Origin of the sequence: Micavibrio aeruginosavorus EPB (genome assembly GCF_000348745.1) — a bacterium.
Classification (GTDB): Bacteria; Pseudomonadota; Alphaproteobacteria; order Micavibrionales; family Micavibrionaceae; genus Micavibrio; species Micavibrio aeruginosavorus_A.
On the sequence record NC_020812.1, the window covers coordinates 1,398,669 to 1,420,916 of the forward strand.

A 22,248-nucleotide genomic window follows, 5' to 3' on the forward strand; every position below is an offset into this window, starting at 1 on the left:
GATAAATCAAATTGTTAAGGTAAAATATTAAGCATCAGCCATTTCTGAACCAACATCAACACGGGCCCCCACGATGCTGCTCGGCAGGCCCAGATCGGCCTCCTGGGCTTTCTGCGGCTGGTGGCGCGGCTGCACGCTTGGCTGCGGCTGGGCGGACAGATCAACGGCGTCCATGCTTTGCGCTTCGTTCACAACCGGAGCGTAATCGTTCCAGCTGCTGATGATGCGCTGATAATGTTCGGCATGTTGCAGGTAGCTTTCGGCCAGAACCCGGTCACCCATCGCATTGGCATCCTTGGCCAGCGTCTGGTACTTCTCCACGATCTGGTGCGCGGTGCCACGGATGCGGACTTCTGGACCGTTGCTGTCAAAGACCTGCATCCGGTTCGGGGCGCGGCCATGACCGCCACCATTGCCACGGTTGTTATGACCGCGATGACCGCCACCATTGCCGTTATTGTTATTGCGGGAGCGTCTGCCAGCGTTGCCGTGTCTCATAAAGTACCTGCGTCCTTCTTAACCCGTTGATTCGGTTATACGTACATCGTATCTGATTCACATACACCTGACCAGACCGGAGCGTTGCGAAACACCCCGTTTTGAAAACGATGTTTCGATTCCGTCAAACTGACCCGTGTTCTTGTGAACTGTTGTAAGTGTACAGGGGGCCTTGAATCCGCCACAAGGCAGGCGCGCAAGCTTTTTTTTATTTATCCCCATACGAGATTTCCACAACCCGCGGAATTCCGCCCAAATCGGCCCATACCCGGCCCCGAGTCGCGCCAATAATTTCAACGAGTCGCGTGATGTCGTTGACCTGATTTATGCCAATTTCCCACAGCATCACCCCACCCGGCTTTAAACGCGATTTTCCCTGTTCAAGGATCGCCCGATAGGCATCCAGCCCGTCATTCCCCCCATCCAGAGCCAGAATCGGGTCGAATCTGCGGACATTTTCATCCAATGATTCGATATCTTTGGACGGGATATAGGGTGGATTTGACACAATCAGGTCGAATTTTTCGTCGATTCCATCGGCCCAGCGCGTCTGCACCACCTGAATCCTGTCCGCCACGCCGTTATTGTGAGCATTCAGCCGCGCCATCTCCACCGCCCCGGCGGCCAGATCGGTCGCCACGCCGGTGGCCCCCGGCCATTCAGCCAGCAATGTGATGATAATGCACCCGGTTCCAGTACCAATATCCAGAATCCGCTGCGGGGCCGCCCGGCCCTTGAAACATTCCAACGCGACCTCGATCAAGGTTTCGGTATCGGCGCGGGGGTCCAGTGTATCGGGCGACAGGACAAAATCCCGCCCCCAGAATTCACGACTGCCCAAAATCCGCGATGGCGGTTCCCCGGCCAGCCGACGGGCCACCATCCCCTCCAACCGGTCCAGATCAGCCTGTGGATAAGTCTGTGCAGAACCTGTGATCAAATCGGCATCCGCCACCCCCAGCGCCGCCTTGACCAAAATACGCGCCTCCAACCCCGGGTTTTCAATCCCGGCGGCGCGGAAGCGGGTCTGGATGGTTTTGTACAGGATGGTCAACAATGCCTTAAACCTTTTCATGATAACGCCCGTCCCCAGTGGCCACAGGGACGAAGCCGCCATCAACATACAACCTCCCCTCCCGAAAACCACAGGGAAAAACACACCCCTTAATGAGGACCCCGCCCCACACGAATAAGCTGTATCTTATTAAAAACATCGCGTTAAAATTACGCGTGGTTATTTCAATAAAAATCCAGTCCCTTTGGACCGTCATAAAGGCAAATGGCATGAAGAAGTTTTTATTTATGATGTTTGTAGCTGTGGCCCCACTTTCACTGACTGTTCTTGCCGGGTGTAAATCAGATAAGGCCGACGGGTACGATTTTGTTACGAAAGATTTCATGGCGGCGCTTCAGGCCATTAATGCCGATGATTTTTTGGAGGCAGGGGCGGCTATCCCGGGGGCTGAGAAAGATCATGAAATCATTCCTCCCCATTTGATTGATGTTAAGCGTGCGGAATATGAGGCGCTTTGGAGTCTATCCGAACGGAAATCTGAAGCGTATCGGAAGGTTGGGGATGGTTTTTGCTCCTCCGTTTCTGATGCTTATGTGGCTATGGTGGGAGACGGGATATCTGGGCGTTCTGCTTATGCTTTTGATGAAGAGCTCTTGCGCGCAATGCGCGCTATTGGAGCATTTCCGGTACCGCTGCGCTTTGTAAAAGGCAACGTATCAGCTCGCTATTTTAACCCAAATTCTGTTCAGGCCGTTCTTTCTCGGGCGGATTCTCGTCCTGCGCCAATTACGCATGGAGGCAATAAGGAGTTTGCAGAGTTTTACTCTAGTAAAACTCGTTTAAGTGGCCCCCCCCTGCAGTATGAGGACAAGGGGTTCATCTCTTTTCAGTCAAAAATTGGTAGTATGTATGGATTTCTTAACGTCTCGCAAGCGCATGATTTAATGCTTGGCGATCCTTGGAAATTTTCACTCCAATCTTTTTCTTTTGATCGAGAATTTATCGTTCCGGTTTTTTATGATCTAAATAATTTAGGCGCTGAAAAAATTCTTATGTATGTGAATTTTCCTTTCGTTGTTACTGGGGATGAGTTCGGAAAAATTTCGACGGTGGTTTTACCGCAAGCAGGGCAAGTGCAGATTCATGAACCACAACATAAGATGAAATGTTCTATTATTTCAAAAACTGGCCTTTGGGATGCAGGGATGAGGAGTAGGAAAAAATTTATAGATAGGAGTGAGGGGTTGGCGATGGTTGGTTCTTATGAGCCGCTAACTTGGCCGCTCGATGATGAATATAGAAGTCGTGTAGATGGTCGTTTCCGTGCGAACGCTTATGAGATCAATCCTCAATCAATTGTTGATCCCTCCCTTAAGTGCTGGATGAGTGTTTTTGGCTATGGAGACGCAGATCCTGCGATGTGTCTAAGTGAGAACTATGCCGTTGAGTTTTTAACTTTGCTAAAGAGCAATATTTGCGTGGGATATAATTATGTTGATCGGCGCCCTCGCTATAATACGGACATCTATGTCAATCCTAGATCTGCCATAGGCAATCCAGAGTCTTTTAATAACATTTGCCAATCGAACCCTGTTACAAAATCTAAATAGAAGTCAAAAAACGATCAAAGGGACAAATTAAATTAAAAAACATTTCCTTTAATTCAATCTGTCCCCCCTTCTTTTTCCACGGGTTATTCCAACTCCGCCAGTTTTTCCGCATTTTCCTCGGAAATCAGGGCGTCGATGAATTTGTCGAGGTCTTTGCCGCTTAAGACATCGTCCAGCGCATACAACGTCATATTGATGCGGTGGTCGGTCACGCGGCCTTGGGGGAAGTTATAGGTGCGGATGCGTTCGGATCGGTCGCCGGACCCCACCTGGGATTTGCGGTTCGCGCTCCGTTCCTCGGCCTGTTTCCGCCATTGGGCTTCGTACAGTTTGGATCGCAGCATCTTCATCGCCGTATCGCGGTTTTTGTGCTGGGACTTGCCCTCTTGGCATGCGGCCACGGTTCCGGTGGGAATATGGGTAATCCGCACCGCGCTCTCGGTCTTGTTTACGTGCTGGCCACCCGCGCCTTGCGCTCGGTATACGTCGATACGCAGGTCTTTCTCATCTATATGGATGTCGACATCTTCGGCTTCGGGCATCACGGCCACGGTGGCGGCGGATGTATGGATGCGCCCGCCCGCTTCCGTCACCGGAATACGTTGGACCCGGTGGCCGCCGGATTCATATTTCAGCCGGGAGAACACGTCGGCGCCCTGGACCTCGACGATAATTTCCTTATACCCGCCCAGATCGTTCTCGCTCATCTCGGCGACTTCAAAACGCCAGCCCCGCGTGGCGGCATAGCCCCGGTACATGGCAAACAGGTCGGCGGCGAACAAAGCGGCTTCGTCCCCCCCGGTCCCGGCACGGATTTCCAGAATGGCATTGCGGGAGTCGGCCTCGTCTTTCGGGATCAGGGCCAGCTTGACCTGCTCCTCCAGAAGCGGCAGACGGTCCTTCAGGGCATAGAGTTCTTCCTGGGCCATTTCGGCCATGTCCTTGTCGGACAGCATGGCTTCCAGATCGGCCATTTCCCGCACGGCGGCATCATACGCATCGATGGTTTCCACCACCGGGCCGAGTTCGGCATATTCGCGCGACAGCTTCACATACGCTTCGCCGCTCAAATTGCCTTCCCCCATCAGGGCGGCCAGTTCGCTGTGCCGGGCCTTAATGGGGCCCATTTTGTCCTTCAGTGCCATGGAATGCCTTATATATCCTTGTCTTCGGAGGGTCTTTTACCACCAAAGCCGGATTTTGCAAAAGCCCTTGCGTCTGGTTTGAGGCACGGCTAAGACTTTCCCATATTCAAAAAACATTGGGCCGGGGGCTTGGGCATGTCATTTTCTTCCATCGAAGGTGTTCACTATATTCTTGATCGCTACACCATCCTGAACGCCATGATGGCCGATGGCGATTTCAAGGAGCGCATTACCCCGGATAGTTCCACGCAAGACATTGCCAAGGTCGTGAAACTGGCCCGGGCCCTGTACCACCCCGACCGTCAGGCCCGCAGCGGCAAGGCCATGCAGGAAAAGGCCGAACGCGCGACCCATTTGGTCGAAGAATGCGCCCGGTTCCTGTGCGTTGCGGATATCAAACCGCTTTATGATGCCAAGCTGGCCCAGTTCCAGGCGGAAAAGCCCGATCTGGTCAGCACGGATGGCACACCGATCATTGATCTGTCCGCCCCGGTGCTGGATATGGACGGCCTGCTCTCGGACGAAATCCGCGACACCTCCGCGTTCGAAGACTACGTCAAAACCATGTCCGGTTATGACGAAGGCAAAACGGCCCAGATGAAAAGCCTGTATGACAGCATGCCGGATAACGTCCAAATCAAAATTGTGTATCGCGATATGCTGGGGCAAAAGCTGGCGTACCTTGACCTGTTGGAAGATGCGGCGTGGACGAAGCTGGGCTACATCAACCGGAAAAACAAAACCGACGGGCACGTTACCAGCAGCGATCTGTACGCCGCGAAGGTGGAAGAAGCCCTGCAAAACGCCGCCGCGCGTGACATTGAACCGGGCATTGAACAACGCGGCGATGCCGCCCGCATCGGCCTGGCCACCCTGCCCTTGCTGCTGACCTTTAACCCGGCATCCGGTGCGGCCCCCGGCACGGCCCTGATGGACCCGGCGCAGATGCAGGCGATGATGCAGAATTTAAAAGACCGCGCCCGCAAGAATTTTGAAATCCGCGCCGATTATGTGCGTGATGTTGCCCGCCAAAAACAGGCCATGATGGAAGAGCTGGTCACGCTCAGCACCGTTTACCCCATCAACACGCACAAGAAGACAAGCCCGTTCTACGATTTCTACCTTGTCAGCGCGCAAGATGAGAAAAATGTGATGTTCCGTCTGGAGTTAAACGCCAAGACGGGACAATCCACCGTGGCCGAAGGGTATGATGAAACATTCACGCTGGATGATTTGAAAGCCCAAAAGAAAACCCGCAACAGTTTTGTTGTCGAACACAACGCGGATATTTCGGATATTCTGATTGAAACAACCGCCGCGGCAGAACGCGTGTTTCAGGCGGTCAAAGACACATTCAACAAACCGCGCAAACCCCGCGCCCCGAAAGCACCCCAGCCTTAGACTCAGACCTAGAATGTCAGTTTTTTCACGCCCAGCATCTCCGCACGCTCGCATCGGCGGCGGTGCAGGTTGGATTGGCAATCAAATTGATAGGTTTTTTGCAAGACATCAATCCAGCCATTGATCGTCATGCGGGCCGCGCGGGCATTCATATTGGATGACGCCGAAAAGTCCATCGCGCCCGTGTGTGTGACCGCGTATTGACCCTGATCATCCATGGTCACGCGCAATTTATTGTATGCGCGGTCTTGTAAATCGCGGTCAGTGAATTGAATTTCAAAATCGCGCAGTGAATTATATTCAACGCGGAACGTATGGCGTGTCCCCACAACGCCATCCAGCAAGGTCACAAATTCAAGCAGCCGTTTATCAATGGATGGTTTCGGACGCCCATCGGCATCAAACGCGGATTTCGCGGACACATCACTCATGGCTCAGACCCTCTACAGCCTTCATTCATTTTTGTTATTATGGGAATGAATATAGCTGTTTTCCGGACCTGCCCGCAAGGGTTTTGCGTGTTTTGGCGGTTTTACGAACCTTACGCCGCCTTATCCTTTGATTTGGCGTCGATTTCGGCGGCTTTTTCTTCGACCATTTTCACCAAATGATCGACGATTGTTTCATCGCCTTCGCGCAGGCGGTGGGCGGTCTGGCCGCCGATATAGATCTGGTGCGTGCCCTTGCCGCCACCGGTCAAACCAATATCGGTCATCAACGCTTCACCCGGGCCGTTCACGACACAGCCGATCACGGAAATGGTCATCGGCGTGGTGATGTGGGCCAAACGGTCTTCCAATGTGGATACGGTTTTAATCACATCAAATTGCTGACGCGCGCAGGACGGGCACGCAATCACGTTGACGCCACGGTGGCGCAGGCCGAGGGCTTTGAGCATTTCAAACCCAACCTTCACCTCCTCCACCGGATCGGCGGACAGGGACACGCGGATCGTATCGCCAATCCCGGCCCACAGCAGGGACCCAATACCGATGGATGATTTCACCGTGCCGGTGCGCAGGCCGCCGGCCTCGGTAATGCCCAGATGGATCGGGCAATCGGTTTGTTCGGCCAGCATTTGATACGCGGCCACGGCCATGAACACGTCGGATGCCTTGCATGAAATTTTGAAATTGTGAAAATCCAGATCCTGCAAAATCTTGATATGGCGCAGGCCCGATTCAACCATCGCATCCGGGCATGGCTCGCCATATTTTTCCAGCAGGTCACGTTCCAGCGACCCGGCATTCACGCCAATGCGGATGGAGCAATTGTAATCGCGCGCGGCCTTAATCACTTCTTTCACGCGCTCTTCCGACCCGATATTGCCCGGGTTGATGCGCAGACATGCCGCGCCGTTCTGGGCCGCTTCGACCCCGCGTTTATAGTGGAAGTGAATATCGGCCACGATGGGCACATTCACCTGCTTCACAATGTCTTTCAGCGCGGCCGAGGATTCCGGGTCCGGACAGGACACGCGGACAATATCAACACCGGCGGCTTCGCACGCCTTGATCTGCGCCACGGTCGCCGCCACATCGTGCGTCAGCGTGTTGGTCATCGTCTGCACCGTAATCGGCGCGTCCCCGCCCACGGGAACGTTGCCCACCATGATCTGGCGGGATTTACGGCGCGGAATATGCCGCCACGGGCGGACATGTGTGTGATCGTCGTGCGTGCTCATACGTCATTCAATGCCCGGTTTCCGGGATTTTTTCAACGATTTTACCAGTTTTGCTTGAAACCACCCCTTTGTATATGTTATGTAAATATACTACTGGTTACTGCGTATACGTAAGGGGGCCCCAATGACCACATATCAACCCGATTATTATGCCGCTCTGGGCGTTCCGCGCCATGCGTCGGAGGCCGAGATCAAGCTGGGCTATCGCCGCGCGGCGTTTAAGACACACCCGGACCGCGATGGTGGAAGCGAACCCCGGTTCAAATTGGTTGGTGAGGCCTATGACACATTATCCGACACCACCAAACGGGCCGCCTATGACCGGGACAACCCGCTGGCCGGTTTGAAGGGCGCGCAACAGAACGCAACGCCCCCGTCCGAACAATCAACGCCAGAACCGCAAAACGACAATCTGGTCGATCGCGTCAATGCGATTGTGGATCACTGGAATGATTATCTGGATACGCTGGAAAATCTGGGGTCATTGCGCAAAACCGCCAACCTGCATTTCCAACAGACGCATTCCGATTTGTTTATGCAGGGCGCCGTGTGGGACAACGACCTGATCCGCCCGCAATTCAACGCCCATGCCGACGCCGCCCGCACAACATTGCGGACGCAAGCCAATTTTTTTTATATGGCAGTGAATAAATTTTCGTCCGAGGATCGTGGACTGGGACCCTATATCCTGGATGTGAAGCGCGTTGTGAAATCCCACGCCGAAACCGGGAACATGATCAACACGGCGGGCATTCGCGGCGCCTTTGCCGCGATTGAGGAAAAACTGGCCAAGCGTCAGGATGTGATTCAAAACACGCTGGACGTGATCGGCGGAAAGACCACCGACCTGCGCTATAAACCGCAAACATTGTAAGAAGATTATTTATTCCCGCAGGCCGAGAGCGCGGATCGCTTCCTCATCCTCGCGCGAGGTGGCGCGTGATGGGGCCGTTCGGGCCGGAGCGGCGGCGCGCTCCTCAACAGCCGGACGGTTTTTCAACGATTCTTCATCCAGCGTAATGCCACGCAGAATATCACCCGGACGCCCAAGGGCCGGAATAACTTCACCGTTGATGCTCAGCTCCAGACCACCGGCATTGCCCGTATCCAGACGCAGGCCGTAATTTTCTTCCGGCACAACAATCGTCTCGCCCGGCTTCAGAATGCGGGACACCAGGGCCTTGCCCTTCTTGTCACGGATTTCAACCCATGAACGGTCCTTCACACTGATGACAATTTGACGCCCCGGCGGTGCGGGAGGAACGGCCAGAGATTCCGTCGGTGACGGTGCGGTGGCCGCACCCGTTGCCGGATCAACCGGTTGACCCGCAACAACCGAAGCCGTTGCAGCCGTCGCCGCAGCAGCAGGATCTGTAACCACAGCGCCAGTCGCTGCCGTCGCTGCATCGGCAGCATCAGCCGCCGCGCCATCAGCCGGAACCGTCGCAGTGGTCGTGGCATCTTGCGGTGTCGCAACCGCCAAAGCGCCCGGCACTGTCGCCCCAGGAAGAGACGCTGCCGTGCTGGCCGCAACGGTTTCTTGGACCGGCGGCGGAATATCGGTTGTCGCCGTGTCGGCGCGCATGTCGGCGGGAACATTCGGAATGGCGGCCATCGTCGCCTCCTTCGTCCCGGCATTCATAATGACCCAGCCACCACCGATCACGGTCATAACCAGCAAAGACGCAATCACCAGCATCGTGCCCGGCACTTTACTGTCGGAAGCCGGTGCGGGGAAATGCAGTTCGGGCAATTCTTCTTTGCTGCCCACGGATTGCATCTTGAACAGCTGGACCATCTTGTCGCCGTCCAGCCCGAGATATTCGGAATAGGTCCGCACATAACCGATCGCGTACACGCGCCCCGGCAGTTGCGACACATCACCGCTTTCCAATGCTTCCAGTTGAGATGCGCGAATGCGCAGATAGCCCGCGACTTCGTCCAGCGACTGTTCAAAATGAACGCGCGTGCGACGCAGGATCTCACCCACAGGCAGATCCGTGTAAAATTCCCAGCCTTGCTCGCCCTCGCGGCGTTGCTGCTCAGTCATGCGGGTGTATTAACCTTTGCTTCAGGATTGGCTTTAAAGCTCTATAATCATTACACGATATGACGGGCGGCGGAAAGGGCGAATGTATGGCAGTCCGACGTATGCGGATGCCATAGCAAAGCAAATCATTGCCTTGGTTTTCATAACAATATACAGTCCCCCGTCATTACCCAACCAAATGACGGGCGAGGCTTTGCAATGAACGCACTCTCTAAAAAATTTGCCGGACTGACTTTGGGCCCCCTGCTTTTAACTGGCTGCTTTCAAAGCCCTACGGATTATGTCCGGGAAGAATACGACCCGACAGCCAGTTGCGCCCAGACGGAAAGCGCCGCCCTCAACAAAATCCGCACCTTGTCCGGCCAGAGCGCCCTGCTGAACGATTTTCAAAAATCATTGCGCTCACAGGATTTGGTTTTATGTCAGGCCGATCTTAAAAGCGGAGCATCTCATGCCCTTCATTCATGGCGCGACATTTTGGTTATTAACCGCAACAGCACCCCGGATAAAGTCATCGCGACCGAGCTTTACAAACAAATGTTCGACCATGACGTATCCACATCAAAACAAAGTGACCGGGAACGCCGGGCCGCAGAATCTGCGAAGAAAAACGAATTATCGTTGAGCCACCCGCAACGTCTGTGGAGTGCTTTCCTTGTCCCGGAAGACGCCCTCGCCTTTTCCCGGCTTTTGGATGCACACGCCCTGACCAGCTTTGTTTCTCACGTGCAAAAGCACTACGGCGAACATTCTGAAGTCTGGAGCACCCTGAGCCAGACAAAAAGGAACGCCCTCGACGAAACAATGATTGCGTTTAAAACCGCCCTGGACGATGGCAAAAGCTTTGAAGAAGCGCAAAAAATATCGTTTAAAACAGCCCTTACTGGTCGCATAAACGATACGCGTAAAGACGCAGAATTTTTAACCTGGTACGCCAATCAGCTAAAACCCCATGAAGAGTTGAGCATGAGCCTTTGCTATGATTTCCAGGATGGAAGCATGGACCCCTGCATAACCAGCAAAACAATCTATCCCAGTGTAAATTTAGGCAAACAAACATTGAGTGCTGAATCCGTTATAGAGATCAGCAAATTGTTTTCCGCCAACGGCAATGGGTATTTAAACGACCAGGATGCGCGGGATATCCTCCAACACGCAAACGAAGGTCAGCCCACGCAAAACCTGACTACATTGAATAACACGCTGAAAGATTGCTGCGACGGATCAAAACGCGGCGGCACCTTTGGTTTTTCATCCAAAGGCCGGATTGGTTTTTCACTATTCTAAAACTTAATCCAGCCCGTACGCCGTATGCAGGGCGCGGATGGCCAATTCGGTGTAATCTTCGGAAATCAGAACGCTGATTTTGATCTCCGACGTGGAAATGGCCTGAATATTGATGCCCTTCTCCGCCAGCGCCGCGAACATGGTCTGGGCCACGCCAGCGTGGCTTTTCATACCGATGCCGACAACCGATACTTTTGCCACGCGGGCGTCGGTGTGGATTTTCAGATCTTTCAACGACGCCACGTTTTTCAACGTTTCCAGCGCACGATCCAGATCGGCGCGCGTCACGGTAAACGTCATGTCGGTCAGCTTGCCATCATGCGACACGTTCTGCACGATCATGTCGACATTGATGTTGGCGTTGCTCAACGGACCGAAGACCGAGGCCGCAATGCCCGGAATATCCGGCACGTTGATGAGGGTGATTTTCGCTTCATCGCGGCTGTAGGTAATGCCGTTGACGATATGCTGTTCCACGATGTCTTCCTCTCTGGTGACAAGGGTTCCGGGCAGATCACTGCCGATCGACGGTTCAAAGGTGGACAACACCTGAACCGGAACATTCTGTTTCATCGCCATTTCGACGGAGCGTGTTTGCAACACCTTCGCCCCCAATGACGCCATTTCAACCATTTCTTCGTATGACACGCGCGCCAGTTTGCGGGCGTTGGGCACGATGCGCGGATCGGTCGTGTACACGCCGTTCACATCGGTATAGATATCGCACCGATCCGCCTTCAACGCGGCGGCCAGCGCCACGGCGGTCGTATCGGACCCGCCACGGCCCAACGTGGAAATGCGGTTCATGGGCGTTACGCCCTGAAACCCGGCCAGTACGGCAACTTCGCCCGCGCTCAGGCGTTTATCAAATTCAGCGGTGCGGATTTCTTCGATCCGGGCCTTGCCATGCATGTCGTTGGTGACCAGCGGCACCTGCCACCCTTGCCACGACCGCGCCATGACCCCGCGTTTTTGCAAAGCCAGCGCCATCAGCCCTGCGGTAATGTTTTCACCGCTGGACACGACCGCATCATATTCCCGCGCATCGTGCAGCGGGCTGATACCCCGACAATAATCAACCAGTTGATTTGTAACCCCGGCCATGGCGGACACAACCACCGCCACCTGATGCCCGCGCGCGACCTCGGCCACCACTTTTTCGGCGGCGTTTTCAATCTGGGGGATACCGGCAACGGACGTACCCCCGAATTTCAGGACAAGGCGGGCCATAAAGACACCAAAACCGGGTAAGAATTGACTTTAACCGCTTTTACCCATACTTAGAAAACAGTCAGAAATCAAAGGGAAAACAGGTTTTTCACCCGTGGCCGCACACAAATCCAGAACAACCGATCCGGACGAAATCCGCCATTTTGCCAAGGACTCCGCCCATTGGTGGGACGAAACCGGGCCGTTTGCGCCGCTGCACCGCCTCAACCCGGTGCGGATGGGCTTTATCCGCGATGTTCTGGCCCCGGATGCGGGCGGATCACTGCGCCCCCTCGCCGGCCTGAAAATTCTGGATATTGGCTGTGGCGGCGGGCTGGTGTCCGAACCGCTGGCCCGGATGGGCGCGGATGTTACGGGGCTGGATGCCGATGACGTCGCCATTGGCGTGGCCCGTGACCATGCGGACGCCAACGGGCTGGATATCCGCTACCTGAACGACAATGCCGAAGATCTGGCTGGACGCGAACCGGGCGCGTTTGATTGTGTCGTGGCCCTCGAAATCGTCGAGCATGTTGCCGACATTGATTTATTTATCGCCGCCATCGGCCGCCTGTGCCGCCCCGGTGGCAAGGTCATCATGTCCACGCTGAACCGCACGCCGAAATCCTTCGCCCTTGGGATTGTCGCGGCGGAATATATTCTGCGGTGGGTTCCAACCGGAACGCATGATTGGAAAAAATTTGTGAAACCCGCCGAACTGGCCGCCGCCATGCGCCGCCATGGCCTGAGCCCAGAGCGCAGCAGCGGTTTGATTTTTAACCCGCTGACCAATTCATTCAGCCTGTCCAAGCGCGATCTGGACGTGAACTACCTGATGGTCGCCCACAAACCGGAGACGAAAAAGAAATGAACGCGATTGCCGTTGCCCTGATGTTGATTGCCATGGTTGCCGTTGCGGCATCATTGTTTATCGGCGTGTTCTACATGACCCGCGGCCGCGAAGCCGACCATGCCAAAAGCAACAAGATGATGCAGGTTCGCGTTTATTTGCAGGGCTTTGCGATTGCAATGTTCGCGCTGGCCATGTTGACCGGGATGAAGCATTAAGCCTTTTTCCCTTGGCCCGTCACGCCCCTGCCTCAGAATTTTTAAGGCAATATTTTTTCTTGACGCTCGAGCTATTTATAACCCCCGCGCCGCTAACCCTATCGACATACAAGTGAATTTTATCACCCACCCTATAAAGCGCCTTCGAGTATGCACGGCTATGATGTACGGCAATGGTATCATCAACACCATCCACAGCGCAGATGTATCCAACACTGGATGGCCAATATATTGATCGTTCCAAAATTGTTCCGGAGAGTTTCTCTCCATACAAATAAATTGCAAATCTGGAACCAAACCCAGACAAAAAATCCCGCCTTACAACAAACAGGGACAGTCCCAAAGACAGAGGAAAGCCAATAACAAAGCCCAAAAATTCAGAGGAAATAAACATTGCAACAAAAAAAATCAAAACTACCGCCAACAAATTTTGCACCCCCATATGCAAAAAGGCGCCTTCATTTAAGTCGCCGCTCGCTAGCAATAGGCGAATATTTTTTTGCACGGCATTCGGAAAAACCTGTAATAAAACCCTTCTAATTAACGGCTTCAAAAATCGAATCCTTTTTAAAAACTTCAATCAAAAGGGGCCGTTTTAATTTGGTTTTTCATTCGCAACTCCGGCACAGATCCGAGTCTTCGTCCGGCCTACAGGGCTTTAAAACTACCCCATCAGCTTCTTCAGCGCATCCGGCAGATTGCCGTCAAAAATTGCGCCTTCGATCCGCACGCCTTCGACGATGGCATTGTCCAGCTTCGCGCCCGTAAAATCGGCACCGGCCAGATCACAGCCCGTCAAATCGGCATAGGACAAATCGGTGCCCTGGAACGACGATCCGGCGAAACGCGCGCCCGCGCAATTGGCGTAACGCATGTTGGCCCCATCCAGAATGCACGGGCTGGATTTTTTCGAGCCGTCCGGGTTGTCAAACACCAGCGCCCGGAAGTCGGAATTGCGCAGATCGGCATGGCCCAGTTTCACGTTTCGCAGGGACGACCCACGGAAGTCGCCGCCGCGCAGGAAACAACTGCGGAAATCGCAATCATCCAGCATAGCGCTTTGCAATTGAATATCGGTCAAATCCATACCGCAGAAGCGGGCCTTAATCGCCTTCACCGCCGTCAGACGCTCACCCGCCAGCGAGAGCAGGATGCGCAAATCATAACCGGACAGGTCCAGCTGCCGCCCCTGACGCCCAACGGTGGCAACCCAGTTGCGGTGTTCCTTGATCAGCTTGGCCAGCGGTTCATCCAGTGCGGAAATGGGTTTGCCCACGTTCTCATCCGTCACCGCGCCGGTTAAATCGGCACCGCTGTTGGAAATTTCCTTGATCTCCACCCCGGTCAGGATGGTGGATTTCAGGTTCGCGCCCATCAATTGCGCGCCTTTAATTTCGGCTTCGGTCAGGTCTGCGCCTTCGAACCGCGCACCACGCAGATCGGCGCCAGTCAAATCAACCTTGGCCATGATCGCGTCAGAGAAATCAGCATTCGACGCCAGCGTGCCGGAGAGTTTCGCCCCCGCAAGGTTAGCACCACGGAAGTTCACGTTCTGCCCCTGCCCGAAACTGCCGTCCACCGACATGCCACCCGCGCGCAGGTCGGCGTTATCGAGGTTGGCGCCCGCAAGGTTCGCGCTTTCAATCCGCGCGCCCCGCAAATCCGCGCGCACGAACGTTGTCTTGTTCAAATTCGCATTGGTCAGGTCACAGGCATACAACGATGCTTCACGGAAATTCGCACCAGCCAGATCCATGCCGGTCATGATGCTGCCGCTGAAATCCGCCTGACGCAGGTCACGCTCGCGTAAGGACAGGCCGGACAAATCCATCCGCTTTAACACCGCACGCCGCCCGCCCAGCCGCCCGGCCATAAAACGGCCATGCAACTCAACCGCTTCATCCAGTTGGGTCTGAGTCATCTTTTGGAAGGCTGAGGCTGCGGTATCTGCTGTCATCAAAGAACGCTTGGTTAAATACGGTGGTGTGAATCGGGTCGTGGCCGGGAATCCCCGTCTATCTTGTATAGATCATATTCCTTTATTTTTCATTGCCGATCAGCCTTTTGCACAAGGTTTTTATTTGCCAGAACAAGGACTTCACCTTTTCCCCGGCCAAAACCCTTAATTTCTTGCTCTTGCATTTTTATTATGTTAAATAATCCCATGCTAAAAAACATGCTTACACAATCATTCAACCGGGCTAGTCGAGAAAGCGGAAAAGACTGCTTGATCAACTATATCTGGATCAATAAATCCCCTGACAGCCAGTTTCGCCATGTTGAATGCACGGTCTCATTCAAACACATTGATTGCGCCCACGACGTCGCGCGCGACTACCCCGACGCCCGGATCAAAATCTGGCTGGACTACAAATTTTTGGATAAACGCTCGGTCAATTGCCTGAATGAACACCACAAACGCTTCGCCCCGCCGAATGTTGAATTGTGTGACCTCAACACCATCCCCCAATATGGCCGCGACCCTGATTTATTTGGTCCGAATGCAAACAAGAACATTTGGGCCCGCGTTGATGTGGCACGCCTGATCGTGTTGAAACACGTGTTAAAAAAGGAACCGGAGCCATACGCCATCTACGCCGACTTTGATGTGCAGGACCCGAAACTTGCGAAAGCAAAAGCCTTGATGGACAAAAACGGTCTGGCCCTGGCCACAACCGGGGCGCATATCAATCTGGCCCATATGTTGGTGAATTTCCTGCCGGGAATTTTGGAGAATGGCTATTTTGCGTTCAAAAAAGATCCAAAGGGCCGCAAATTTTTGCACACACTGCTCAGCCGAACATTCACGTGCGCCACACGGGATTCATCCGGCTATACCCCCTTTGTCACGTTGGCCAGCCAGTGGGCCGTAAAGCATGACACAACCCCGAAACAAATGGCCGTGAAACGGGTTCTTTTTTCCATGGGGTATCACATTCCGCACCAGCAGAAATATTTCGACTGGAAATGGAATTAATCCCCCGTCGGGATCAGCCCATCAATCAAGTCCAGCGCCCCCGGTGACGCCCAGTCGGCCGCACCCGTCAGTTTGTACAGCACGCGCCCATCCGCCCCGATGATGAACGTCGTTGGCAGGGCCAGCCCGATATAATGTCCCCACCCGGTTTGGTCATCGGGGTTCAGGACATAATGCGGACCATCCGCTGAAAATCCGGATTTTTCCAGAAGCTGGCGGATTTTATCCGATTTCGGATTTACATCGGTGGACAGGGTCATAAGGGTGAAATGGTCCCCCTGACGGGCCTGCTGCAACGCCTGCAAAGTCGGCAGTTCGGTCACGCATGGGGCGCACCACGTCGCCCAGAAATTGACCAGCAGAATCCTGCCCTTGAAATCCGCGGGAAACGACGCAGATTGTCCATCAAATACACCCACCAGATCCGCCGGAGCGGCCCCGCGCGGCGCTTCGGTGTCATAGGTATGCACGGCCGCAAATTGGGCGAGGAAATCCGCCTTTGTTTGCGGGGTGGCTGTTGCCTTTGTGGCCGCGTTGGCGCTTAATAGTGGGCACAGAGTCACCAGTGCCAAAACCAACAAAAACAACCCGTTAAGGGATGTTATCCGGCACAGATTATAATATGTCATAACCCTATTCAGCCTTGTGGGATGTTTGAAGATGAACCGACTGTCTGCTTTTACCCTGTGTCTTCTGGCTCTGTCCATGCCCCTGGTGGCGTGCGGGGTGAAACCCGGCCATGTGGACGCCCCCGCGACAGCGCAAAGCCCCGATACATTCCCGCAAACCTATCCGGCCCCGGCCACCGACCCGGAACCGACATACCGCAAACGCGCCCCGGCCCCAAAACCGGCCAACGCGGATCAAGCCGGTAGCGGGTTGCAATTCTGATGTTCACCACCGGACCCGATGGCAGGTTGATGGCCGATCATGTTGCCGTGACCGATTTGGTCCGGGATCATGGCACACCCCTTTATGTGTATAGCGCATCGCGCATGCGCGACAATGTAAACGCATTGAAAGATGCGTGCGCATCCGCCCTGCCCGCCGATCGTCAACCGTTGATCGCGTTCGCGACCAAGGCCAATTCCAATCTGGCCGTTCTCAACCTGTTTGCACAAATGGGATTGGGGGCCGATGTGGTCAGCGGTGGCGAATTGCACCGCGCCATTCGCGCCGGGATTGACCCAGCCAAGATTGTATTTTCCGGCGTGGGCAAAAACGACGATGAAATTGCCGCCGCATTAGACCACGGCATTTTTCAAATCAATGTGGAGTCCGAACCGGAACTCAACCGCATTGCGGACATCGCCCGCCACAAAAACAAACGTGCACGCGTGGCCTTCCGCCTGAACCCCGATGTGGATGCGGGCACACATGAAAAAATCACCACGGGACGCGACGATAATAAATTCGGACTGCCCGCCGCGCGTGTGGCCGCGTTGTACCAGCAGGCACAATCCGACATGTTCCTGGACCCCGTGGGGATCAGCCTGCATATCGGATCACAATTGACCTCGCTGGAACCCTATGCCGAAGCGTTCCAGAAATTGTCCGACTTCGTTTACGACTTGCGCAACAATGGCATGGATGTCCGCCGCACCGATCTGGGTGGTGGATTGGGCATTGTGTATGAAGACGAGGATGCGCCCTGCCTGGATTCCTATGCCGCGCTGATCCGCGATATGATCCTGCCTCTGGGCACTGAGATTATTCTGGAACCGGGGCGCTTGCTGGTCGGCAAGGCGGGCCTTCTGGCCAGCCGTGTTTTGTATGTGAAGGAAACCGAAACACGCCGTTATCTGGTTTTGGACGCGGGGATGAATGATTTGATGCGCCCGGCCTTGTATGATGCATTCCACGCCATTCGCCCGGCTGGCAAGCACCGCGAAGGGGCCTATATGACTTACGACGTGGTTGGCCCCGTTTGTGAAACCAGCGACACGTTCGCCCGCGCCCGATCCCTGCCCCCGTTACAGCATGATGACGTGGTGGCCATCATGGATACAGGCGCGTATGGGGCATCAATGGGGTCCACTTATAATACGCGCCCACGCGCGGCGGAAATTCTGGTCGATGGGTCGAATGTCGCCGTTATCCGCACGCGTGAAACGCTGGAATCCATGTTGGATGCCGAACAGATTCCGGCATGGACGGCGCATAAACCGGATAAAACAGGGACATGACCCACACGCCGCGCCATGACGAGCAACAGGACCCATCCCGCCGCCCGATGACATTATCGGCACGGCTGGGTTTTCTGCGCGCTCTGTCGGCGTGGATCATTACGGCGGAACGCGGCACGGCATCGATCTGGCGCATTATTGTCTGGATCATGGCCTTTGCCGGATTGTGGATGTTACAAATCCCGCAAATATTCGGCATGGCGGGATCGGTCATTGCGCTGATCATTTTCGTGGTCGGATTGATTTATATTCCGTGGCGCTACAGCCCCCGCTTCCAAATGCCACGCGCCAGTGACATTGACCGCCGACTGGAAATTGACAGCGACCTGTCCCATCGCCCGTTGAGCCAATCCCATGACCGTCTGGCCAACCCACAGAAGGATGATACGCGCCGCCTGTGGGATGTTGCACGCGGCCAACAGCAAAAATTATTGGCGCGCCTGCGTGTTCCCCGTCCACGCCCGGTTCTGGCCCCGGCGGACCCGATGGCGTTGCGTATTTTGGTCGCATTGGTTGTGATTTGCGGGCTGGCCATTGCCGGGCCATCATGGCATGCGCGCGTGCATGACGGGCTGGTGCCATTTTCATGGCCAAAGGCCGTAGCGAAGGCAGACACCATCACCGTATGGATCACACCCCCGGCCTATACCGGTGTGCCAGAAATGGTGTTCAGCGAAAAAACAAAATTCGATCCCGCAAAACCGATTGCCGTGCCGATGGGCAGTGACATCAAGGTCCGCGTCCGCAGCAACTGGCATAATCTGGGTGGTGATATTGCCGCCCCGGTTCTGGCCGCCGATGGGCAAAGCTTCGCCATGGATAATCTGGGCGATGGAAATTACGGGCTGGTCCGTCCATTCCCACAGGCCAATCATTTCCGCATCCGCCAATTGGTCTTCAACCGTATGGAATGGATGGCAACAATCATCCCGGATACGCCGCCAACAATTACAATTGCCGGTGAATCGGATATTGGGCCGCATGCCGATGTCAAAATTCCCGTCAAACTGCACGATGATTATGGCGTTGAAACGCTGGATATGACGGTCACGTTAGCCGCCGATGCGGAATCCGTACCACTGGGTGCCGACTACACGGCAACGCAAACCATCATGTCGCCCCCGGGTCAGGATTATGAAACGGCGCCATCTTTTGATCTGGCATGGCACCCATGGGCGGGATTGCCGGTGCAGATCACCATGACCGCCACCGACCATCGCGGCCAGACAGCCAGCCTGAGCGAACCCGTCACCATCACATTGCCGGAACGCACATTCCGTCACCCGTTGGCGCGGCAATTGGTGACGATGCGCAAACGCCTGATCCGCACGCCGGATGAAGCGGCATCGAACGTCGCCTATGACCTTGAAACCATCGTCATGTCACCATCCACATACCAAGGCGATCCGGTTATTTTTCTGGCGCTGCGCTCCGCCGCCGTGCGGTTGCTGACCTATCCGGGGAACCGGGATGAAATGGCCGCCGTCGTGGCCTTGCTGTGGGATGTAGCCCTGCGTGTTGAAGATGGCAACATGACCATGGCCTACCGCGGCTTGAAAGATGCGCAACAGGCCCTGCAAAACGCCCTGCGCGACCCCACCACAACGCCGGAACAATTGGCCCAGCTTGTCGAAGAACTGCGCCAGGCGATGGCGGAATACATGCAGGAAATGGTCAGGGAGATGCAAAAGAATATGGACCAAAGCGGCGCGGAACAATTGATGACCGCCGAAGCATTGGAACAGGCCATGAATACCATGGATCTGTCCGCCTATATCGACCAAATGATGGCCCGTGCCATGTCCGGTGATCGGAACGCGGCCCAGCAAATGTTGAATGATTTGCAAAAAATGATGGAATCCATGGATCCGTCCGCCGACATGCAATTGCCGGAGGATGTGAAGAAGATGATGGAATCCCTGGGCGGATTGCAGGACATTATTGAACAACAGGAAAAATTATTGGCCGCAACAAAAGAAGCCAAAACAGACGAAGCGGAAACCGCCGCTGAAAAAAGCACACAGGATTCTATTCGCAATGACATGGGCGAATTGATGATAAAAATGGACGAAGCGTTGGGCCAAATCCCCGAAAAGATCGGTGAAGCCGAACAATTCATGCGCAAATCCGCCGACGAATTGGCCACCAATAACCCTGGCGGGTCCATCCCGCATCAGGAAGATGCGCTGGACCGGCTGCGGAACCAGCAAAAGCAAATGTCGGAAAAACTGCAGCAACGCTTGCAACAAATGACCATGTTGTCCTTTGGCGGTGGCGGTATGCGCACCGACCCGCTGGGCCGCCCGATCGAAGATGGAGACGGCGGACAAAACCCGTGGAGCAAATCAAAGGTCGAAGTGCCGGATGAGGCCGAACGCCGCCGCATCTATGACATCATGCAGGAACTGCGCAAAAAATCCGGCGAGCTGACGCGGCCGGATTATGAGCTGGATTATTTCCATCGCCTGATGCGGCAGTTTTAGAGACGTTTACTTCCCAGCCAGCGTGAACTGCACGTTCACTTCCTTGGCTTCCACCGGAATATCCGGATAGGTCGTATCAAACGCCAGCGTTTCTTCCGGGCCGATAATATCGGATGGTGGATCGATGACCCAGTCACGCAATGTTTCCTCGCCCGACACCCGCAACGATACACGGATGGGAGCCAGATTTTGCTGTTGGGCGCGCAGATTGATGATCTGTCCCGTAACGCTCAGGACCTCAACGCCCTGATCGTTATATTGGGTTTTGGCCTCAACCTGATCAAAGATTACACCCGCCATCGGCGGAAGAATGGTCACGCCGGCCATTTCGTACACGACCTTGGACGGCGGGAATTGTTCCATCACCGCATCACGGAATGTATAGATCCCCCCCATGATCAGAACGAATACAGCCGCCGCGGCGACGTATCCGCCAATCCGGCCACGCAATTCATAAACATCGCCGCCGACATGGGCCGGAACGGACGATCCCTCCGGAATCGGGCGCACACCTTCGGGGATGGGCTCACCCGCCGGGCCGTCATCAGGAATATCTGCCATAGGGGCAGTTGCAACATCATCCATCGCACCCGCAAAGGTGTCGATGGCGTCATCAGCATCATCCCCCCCGACCAATTCCGTTTCGGGGAAGTTTTCATGCCATGTATGGCCGCAATTACCACACCGCACCGTCCGGCCGTTCGGGGCCAGAGAGTGGACAGGAACCAGATAGCGGGCGTGGCACTCTTCGCACGTCAAAATCATGGGAAGCAGTCCAAAAAGGAGGGATATTTCACTTCACAAACTTGATTCAGTATATAGAGTCTAGACGTGTTCCGTAAAGCACCGTTTCACGCCACCAAGGGATTTTCCAGATGATCGCCCGTTTTGCCATTCTGCTCGCCACCCTCACCCTGCTCTCCAGCGGGCCTGCCCGCGCACAGGATGCGACCTGCGCCGGGGCGGACACGGCGTGCATTCTGGGCACACTGGACAAAACCGCCGACACGATCACGGACAAAAAATGGCGGGACCAAACATTGCGCGAAGTTGCCAAACTCTACGCCGCCAAGGGCGATACGGATCAGGCCATCGCAGTGATTGGGAAAATTGAAAACCCGGACACGCGCGCCCTCACCATTCGCGGGATTGGCATGGCCTTAGCGCGGCTGAACTGGACCGCCGACAAATACGGCCCGGTTTTCACCGCCCTGCAAGCCGAGGCCGGTAAAATTGACCATGCCGCATCACACGCCATCGCACTCACCTACATCGCCATGTCCCAGGCCTATGCCGGGGATGATGCGGGCGCAACCGCGACGGCACAATCCATGACCAATGTGGCCCTGCGCAACAAGGCCTTTGGTGAAAACGCGGAAATTCAGGCCGCACGGGGCGATGTAGACACCGCCCTGACCAGCCTGGCCGCGGTGGAGGATGCGCAATATCGCGATAAACAGGCCCAGATCGTTGCCAAAATTCTGACCGATTCCGGGGCCTATGATAAGGCCATTCGGATCGCCAACAGCATTGCGACCCCCTATGCCCAGGCGCAGGCGATGCTGTATATCGCCGCCAAACAAATCACGCCCCATGAATCCGATCTGGGGCAAAAGGACGAGTAAAGAAGGACGT

At 55.0% G+C, this 22,248-nt stretch carries 23 protein-coding genes; 11 read left to right on the forward strand and 12 right to left on the reverse strand.

The window, feature by feature from the left end; translation table 11 throughout:
• Positions 1–27 precede the first annotated feature (27 nt).
• Positions 28–498: a DUF4167 domain-containing protein gene (locus tag A11S_RS11690; RefSeq protein WP_235067419.1), complete on the reverse strand. Its 471-nt coding sequence runs from the start codon at positions 496–498 to the stop codon at positions 28–30.
• A 208-nt stretch (positions 499–706) separates the two neighbouring features.
• Positions 707–1,573: a peptide chain release factor N(5)-glutamine methyltransferase gene (gene prmC, locus A11S_RS06495; RefSeq protein ID WP_041803040.1), complete on the reverse strand. Its 867-nt coding sequence runs from the start codon at positions 1,571–1,573 to the stop codon at positions 707–709.
• Positions 1,574–1,782: 209 nt separating this feature from the next.
• Here prmC and A11S_RS06500 point away from each other — a divergent pair, with 209 nt between their 5' ends.
• Positions 1,783–3,123 (forward strand): hypothetical protein, encoded by a 1,341-nt coding sequence (locus A11S_RS06500; RefSeq protein WP_148285117.1) that lies wholly within the window; start codon positions 1,783–1,785, stop codon positions 3,121–3,123.
• An 83-nt stretch (positions 3,124–3,206) separates the two neighbouring features.
• Here the strand turns inward: A11S_RS06500 and prfA are convergent, their stop codons facing one another.
• On the reverse strand, positions 3,207–4,268 hold the full coding sequence (prfA, locus tag A11S_RS06505; RefSeq protein WP_015467704.1) for a peptide chain release factor 1: 1,062 nt from the start codon (positions 4,266–4,268) through the stop codon (positions 3,207–3,209).
• 135 nt (positions 4,269–4,403) lie between these two features.
• Here prfA and A11S_RS06510 point away from each other — a divergent pair, with 135 nt between their 5' ends.
• Entirely contained in the window at positions 4,404–5,669 is a 1,266-nt protein-coding gene (locus A11S_RS06510; protein ID WP_015467706.1) for a hypothetical protein, read from the forward strand.
• A gap of 8 nt (positions 5,670–5,677) precedes the next feature.
• On the opposite strand, the gene A11S_RS06515 is transcribed toward A11S_RS06510, so the two are convergent.
• Both A11S_RS06515 and ispG read right to left on the reverse strand, forming a co-directional pair.
• Entirely contained in the window at positions 5,678–6,100 is a 423-nt protein-coding gene (locus A11S_RS06515) for a hypothetical protein (protein ID WP_015467707.1), read from the reverse strand.
• Between the two features lie 110 nt (positions 6,101–6,210).
• Positions 6,211–7,353, reverse strand: a complete 1,143-nt coding sequence (gene ispG, locus A11S_RS06520) for a flavodoxin-dependent (E)-4-hydroxy-3-methylbut-2-enyl-diphosphate synthase (RefSeq protein WP_015467708.1) — start codon at positions 7,351–7,353, stop codon at positions 6,211–6,213.
• A 124-nt stretch (positions 7,354–7,477) separates the two neighbouring features.
• Between ispG and A11S_RS12190 the strand changes: the two genes are divergently transcribed.
• Positions 7,478–8,227 carry a DnaJ domain-containing protein gene (locus A11S_RS12190; RefSeq protein ID WP_015467709.1) on the forward strand — a complete coding sequence of 250 codons (750 nt, stop codon included), beginning with the start codon at positions 7,478–7,480 and terminating at the stop codon, positions 8,225–8,227.
• Positions 8,228–8,236: 9 nt separating this feature from the next.
• Here the strand turns inward: A11S_RS12190 and A11S_RS06530 are convergent, their stop codons facing one another.
• Positions 8,237–9,403: a helix-turn-helix domain-containing protein gene (locus A11S_RS06530; protein WP_015467710.1), complete on the reverse strand. Its 1,167-nt coding sequence runs from the start codon at positions 9,401–9,403 to the stop codon at positions 8,237–8,239.
• A 198-nt stretch (positions 9,404–9,601) separates the two neighbouring features.
• On the opposite strand from A11S_RS06530, the gene A11S_RS06535 reads away from it, so the two are divergent.
• Positions 9,602–10,690: a hypothetical protein gene (locus A11S_RS06535; protein WP_015467711.1), complete on the forward strand. Its 1,089-nt coding sequence runs from the start codon at positions 9,602–9,604 to the stop codon at positions 10,688–10,690.
• Between the two features lie 3 nt (positions 10,691–10,693).
• On the opposite strand, the gene A11S_RS06540 is transcribed toward A11S_RS06535, so the two are convergent.
• Positions 10,694–11,920 (reverse strand): aspartate kinase, encoded by a 1,227-nt coding sequence (locus tag A11S_RS06540; protein WP_015467712.1) that lies wholly within the window; start codon positions 11,918–11,920, stop codon positions 10,694–10,696.
• Positions 11,921–12,014: 94 nt separating this feature from the next.
• Between A11S_RS06540 and ubiG the strand changes: the two genes are divergently transcribed.
• A complete protein-coding gene (gene ubiG / locus A11S_RS06545) occupies positions 12,015–12,770 on the forward strand; it encodes a bifunctional 2-polyprenyl-6-hydroxyphenol methylase/3-demethylubiquinol 3-O-methyltransferase UbiG (protein ID WP_015467713.1) in 756 nt (251 codons plus the stop codon).
• Positions 12,767–12,967 carry a twin transmembrane helix small protein gene (locus A11S_RS06550; RefSeq protein WP_015467714.1) on the forward strand — a complete coding sequence of 67 codons (201 nt, stop codon included), beginning with the start codon at positions 12,767–12,769 and terminating at the stop codon, positions 12,965–12,967. Before ubiG ends, A11S_RS06550 begins: the two co-directional genes overlap by 4 nt.
• 19 nt (positions 12,968–12,986) lie before the next feature.
• Here the strand turns inward: A11S_RS06550 and A11S_RS06555 are convergent, their stop codons facing one another.
• The 3 genes from A11S_RS06555 to A11S_RS12150 form a co-directional block, all read right to left on the reverse strand.
• On the reverse strand, positions 12,987–13,520 hold the full coding sequence (locus A11S_RS06555) for a hypothetical protein (RefSeq protein ID WP_015467715.1): 534 nt from the start codon (positions 13,518–13,520) through the stop codon (positions 12,987–12,989).
• A gap of 111 nt (positions 13,521–13,631) precedes the next feature.
• A complete protein-coding gene (locus A11S_RS06560; RefSeq protein WP_235067426.1) occupies positions 13,632–14,924 on the reverse strand; it encodes a pentapeptide repeat-containing protein in 1,293 nt (430 codons plus the stop codon).
• A gap of 89 nt (positions 14,925–15,013) precedes the next feature.
• Positions 15,014–15,145: a hypothetical protein gene (locus tag A11S_RS12150; protein ID WP_268744261.1), complete on the reverse strand. Its 132-nt coding sequence runs from the start codon at positions 15,143–15,145 to the stop codon at positions 15,014–15,016.
• Positions 15,146–15,194: 49 nt separating this feature from the next.
• On the opposite strand from A11S_RS12150, the gene A11S_RS06570 reads away from it, so the two are divergent.
• A complete protein-coding gene (locus A11S_RS06570; RefSeq protein WP_015467717.1) occupies positions 15,195–15,944 on the forward strand; it encodes a hypothetical protein in 750 nt (249 codons plus the stop codon).
• Here the strand turns inward: A11S_RS06570 and A11S_RS06575 are convergent.
• Entirely contained in the window at positions 15,941–16,522 is a 582-nt protein-coding gene (locus A11S_RS06575) for a TlpA family protein disulfide reductase (RefSeq protein WP_015467718.1), read from the reverse strand. The two genes, A11S_RS06570 and A11S_RS06575, sit on opposite strands and share 4 nt — an antisense overlap.
• An 82-nt stretch (positions 16,523–16,604) precedes the next feature.
• Here A11S_RS06575 and A11S_RS06580 point away from each other — a divergent pair, with 82 nt between their 5' ends.
• The 3 genes from A11S_RS06580 to A11S_RS06590 are packed head-to-tail and all read left to right on the forward strand — an operon-like array spanning position 16,605 to position 20,613.
• The gene (locus tag A11S_RS06580) at positions 16,605–16,835 is read left to right on the forward strand and encodes a hypothetical protein (protein WP_015467719.1); all 231 of its coding nucleotides are present in this window, start codon (positions 16,605–16,607) and stop codon (positions 16,833–16,835) included.
• Positions 16,835–18,130, forward strand: a complete 1,296-nt coding sequence (lysA, locus tag A11S_RS06585; protein ID WP_015467720.1) for a diaminopimelate decarboxylase — start codon at positions 16,835–16,837, stop codon at positions 18,128–18,130. The genes A11S_RS06580 and lysA overlap by 1 nt, the downstream gene beginning before the upstream one ends.
• Positions 18,127–20,613 carry a DUF4175 domain-containing protein gene (locus A11S_RS06590; protein ID WP_015467721.1) on the forward strand — a complete coding sequence of 829 codons (2,487 nt, stop codon included), beginning with the start codon at positions 18,127–18,129 and terminating at the stop codon, positions 20,611–20,613. Before lysA ends, A11S_RS06590 begins: the two co-directional genes overlap by 4 nt.
• Before the next feature lie 6 nt (positions 20,614–20,619).
• Here the strand turns inward: A11S_RS06590 and A11S_RS06595 are convergent, their stop codons facing one another.
• A complete protein-coding gene (locus tag A11S_RS06595) occupies positions 20,620–21,378 on the reverse strand; it encodes an MJ0042-type zinc finger domain-containing protein (protein ID WP_081604766.1) in 759 nt (252 codons plus the stop codon).
• A gap of 110 nt (positions 21,379–21,488) precedes the next feature.
• Between A11S_RS06595 and A11S_RS06600 the strand changes: the two genes are divergently transcribed.
• On the forward strand, positions 21,489–22,238 hold the full coding sequence (locus tag A11S_RS06600) for a hypothetical protein (protein ID WP_015467723.1): 750 nt from the start codon (positions 21,489–21,491) through the stop codon (positions 22,236–22,238).
• Positions 22,239–22,248 lie beyond the last annotated feature (10 nt).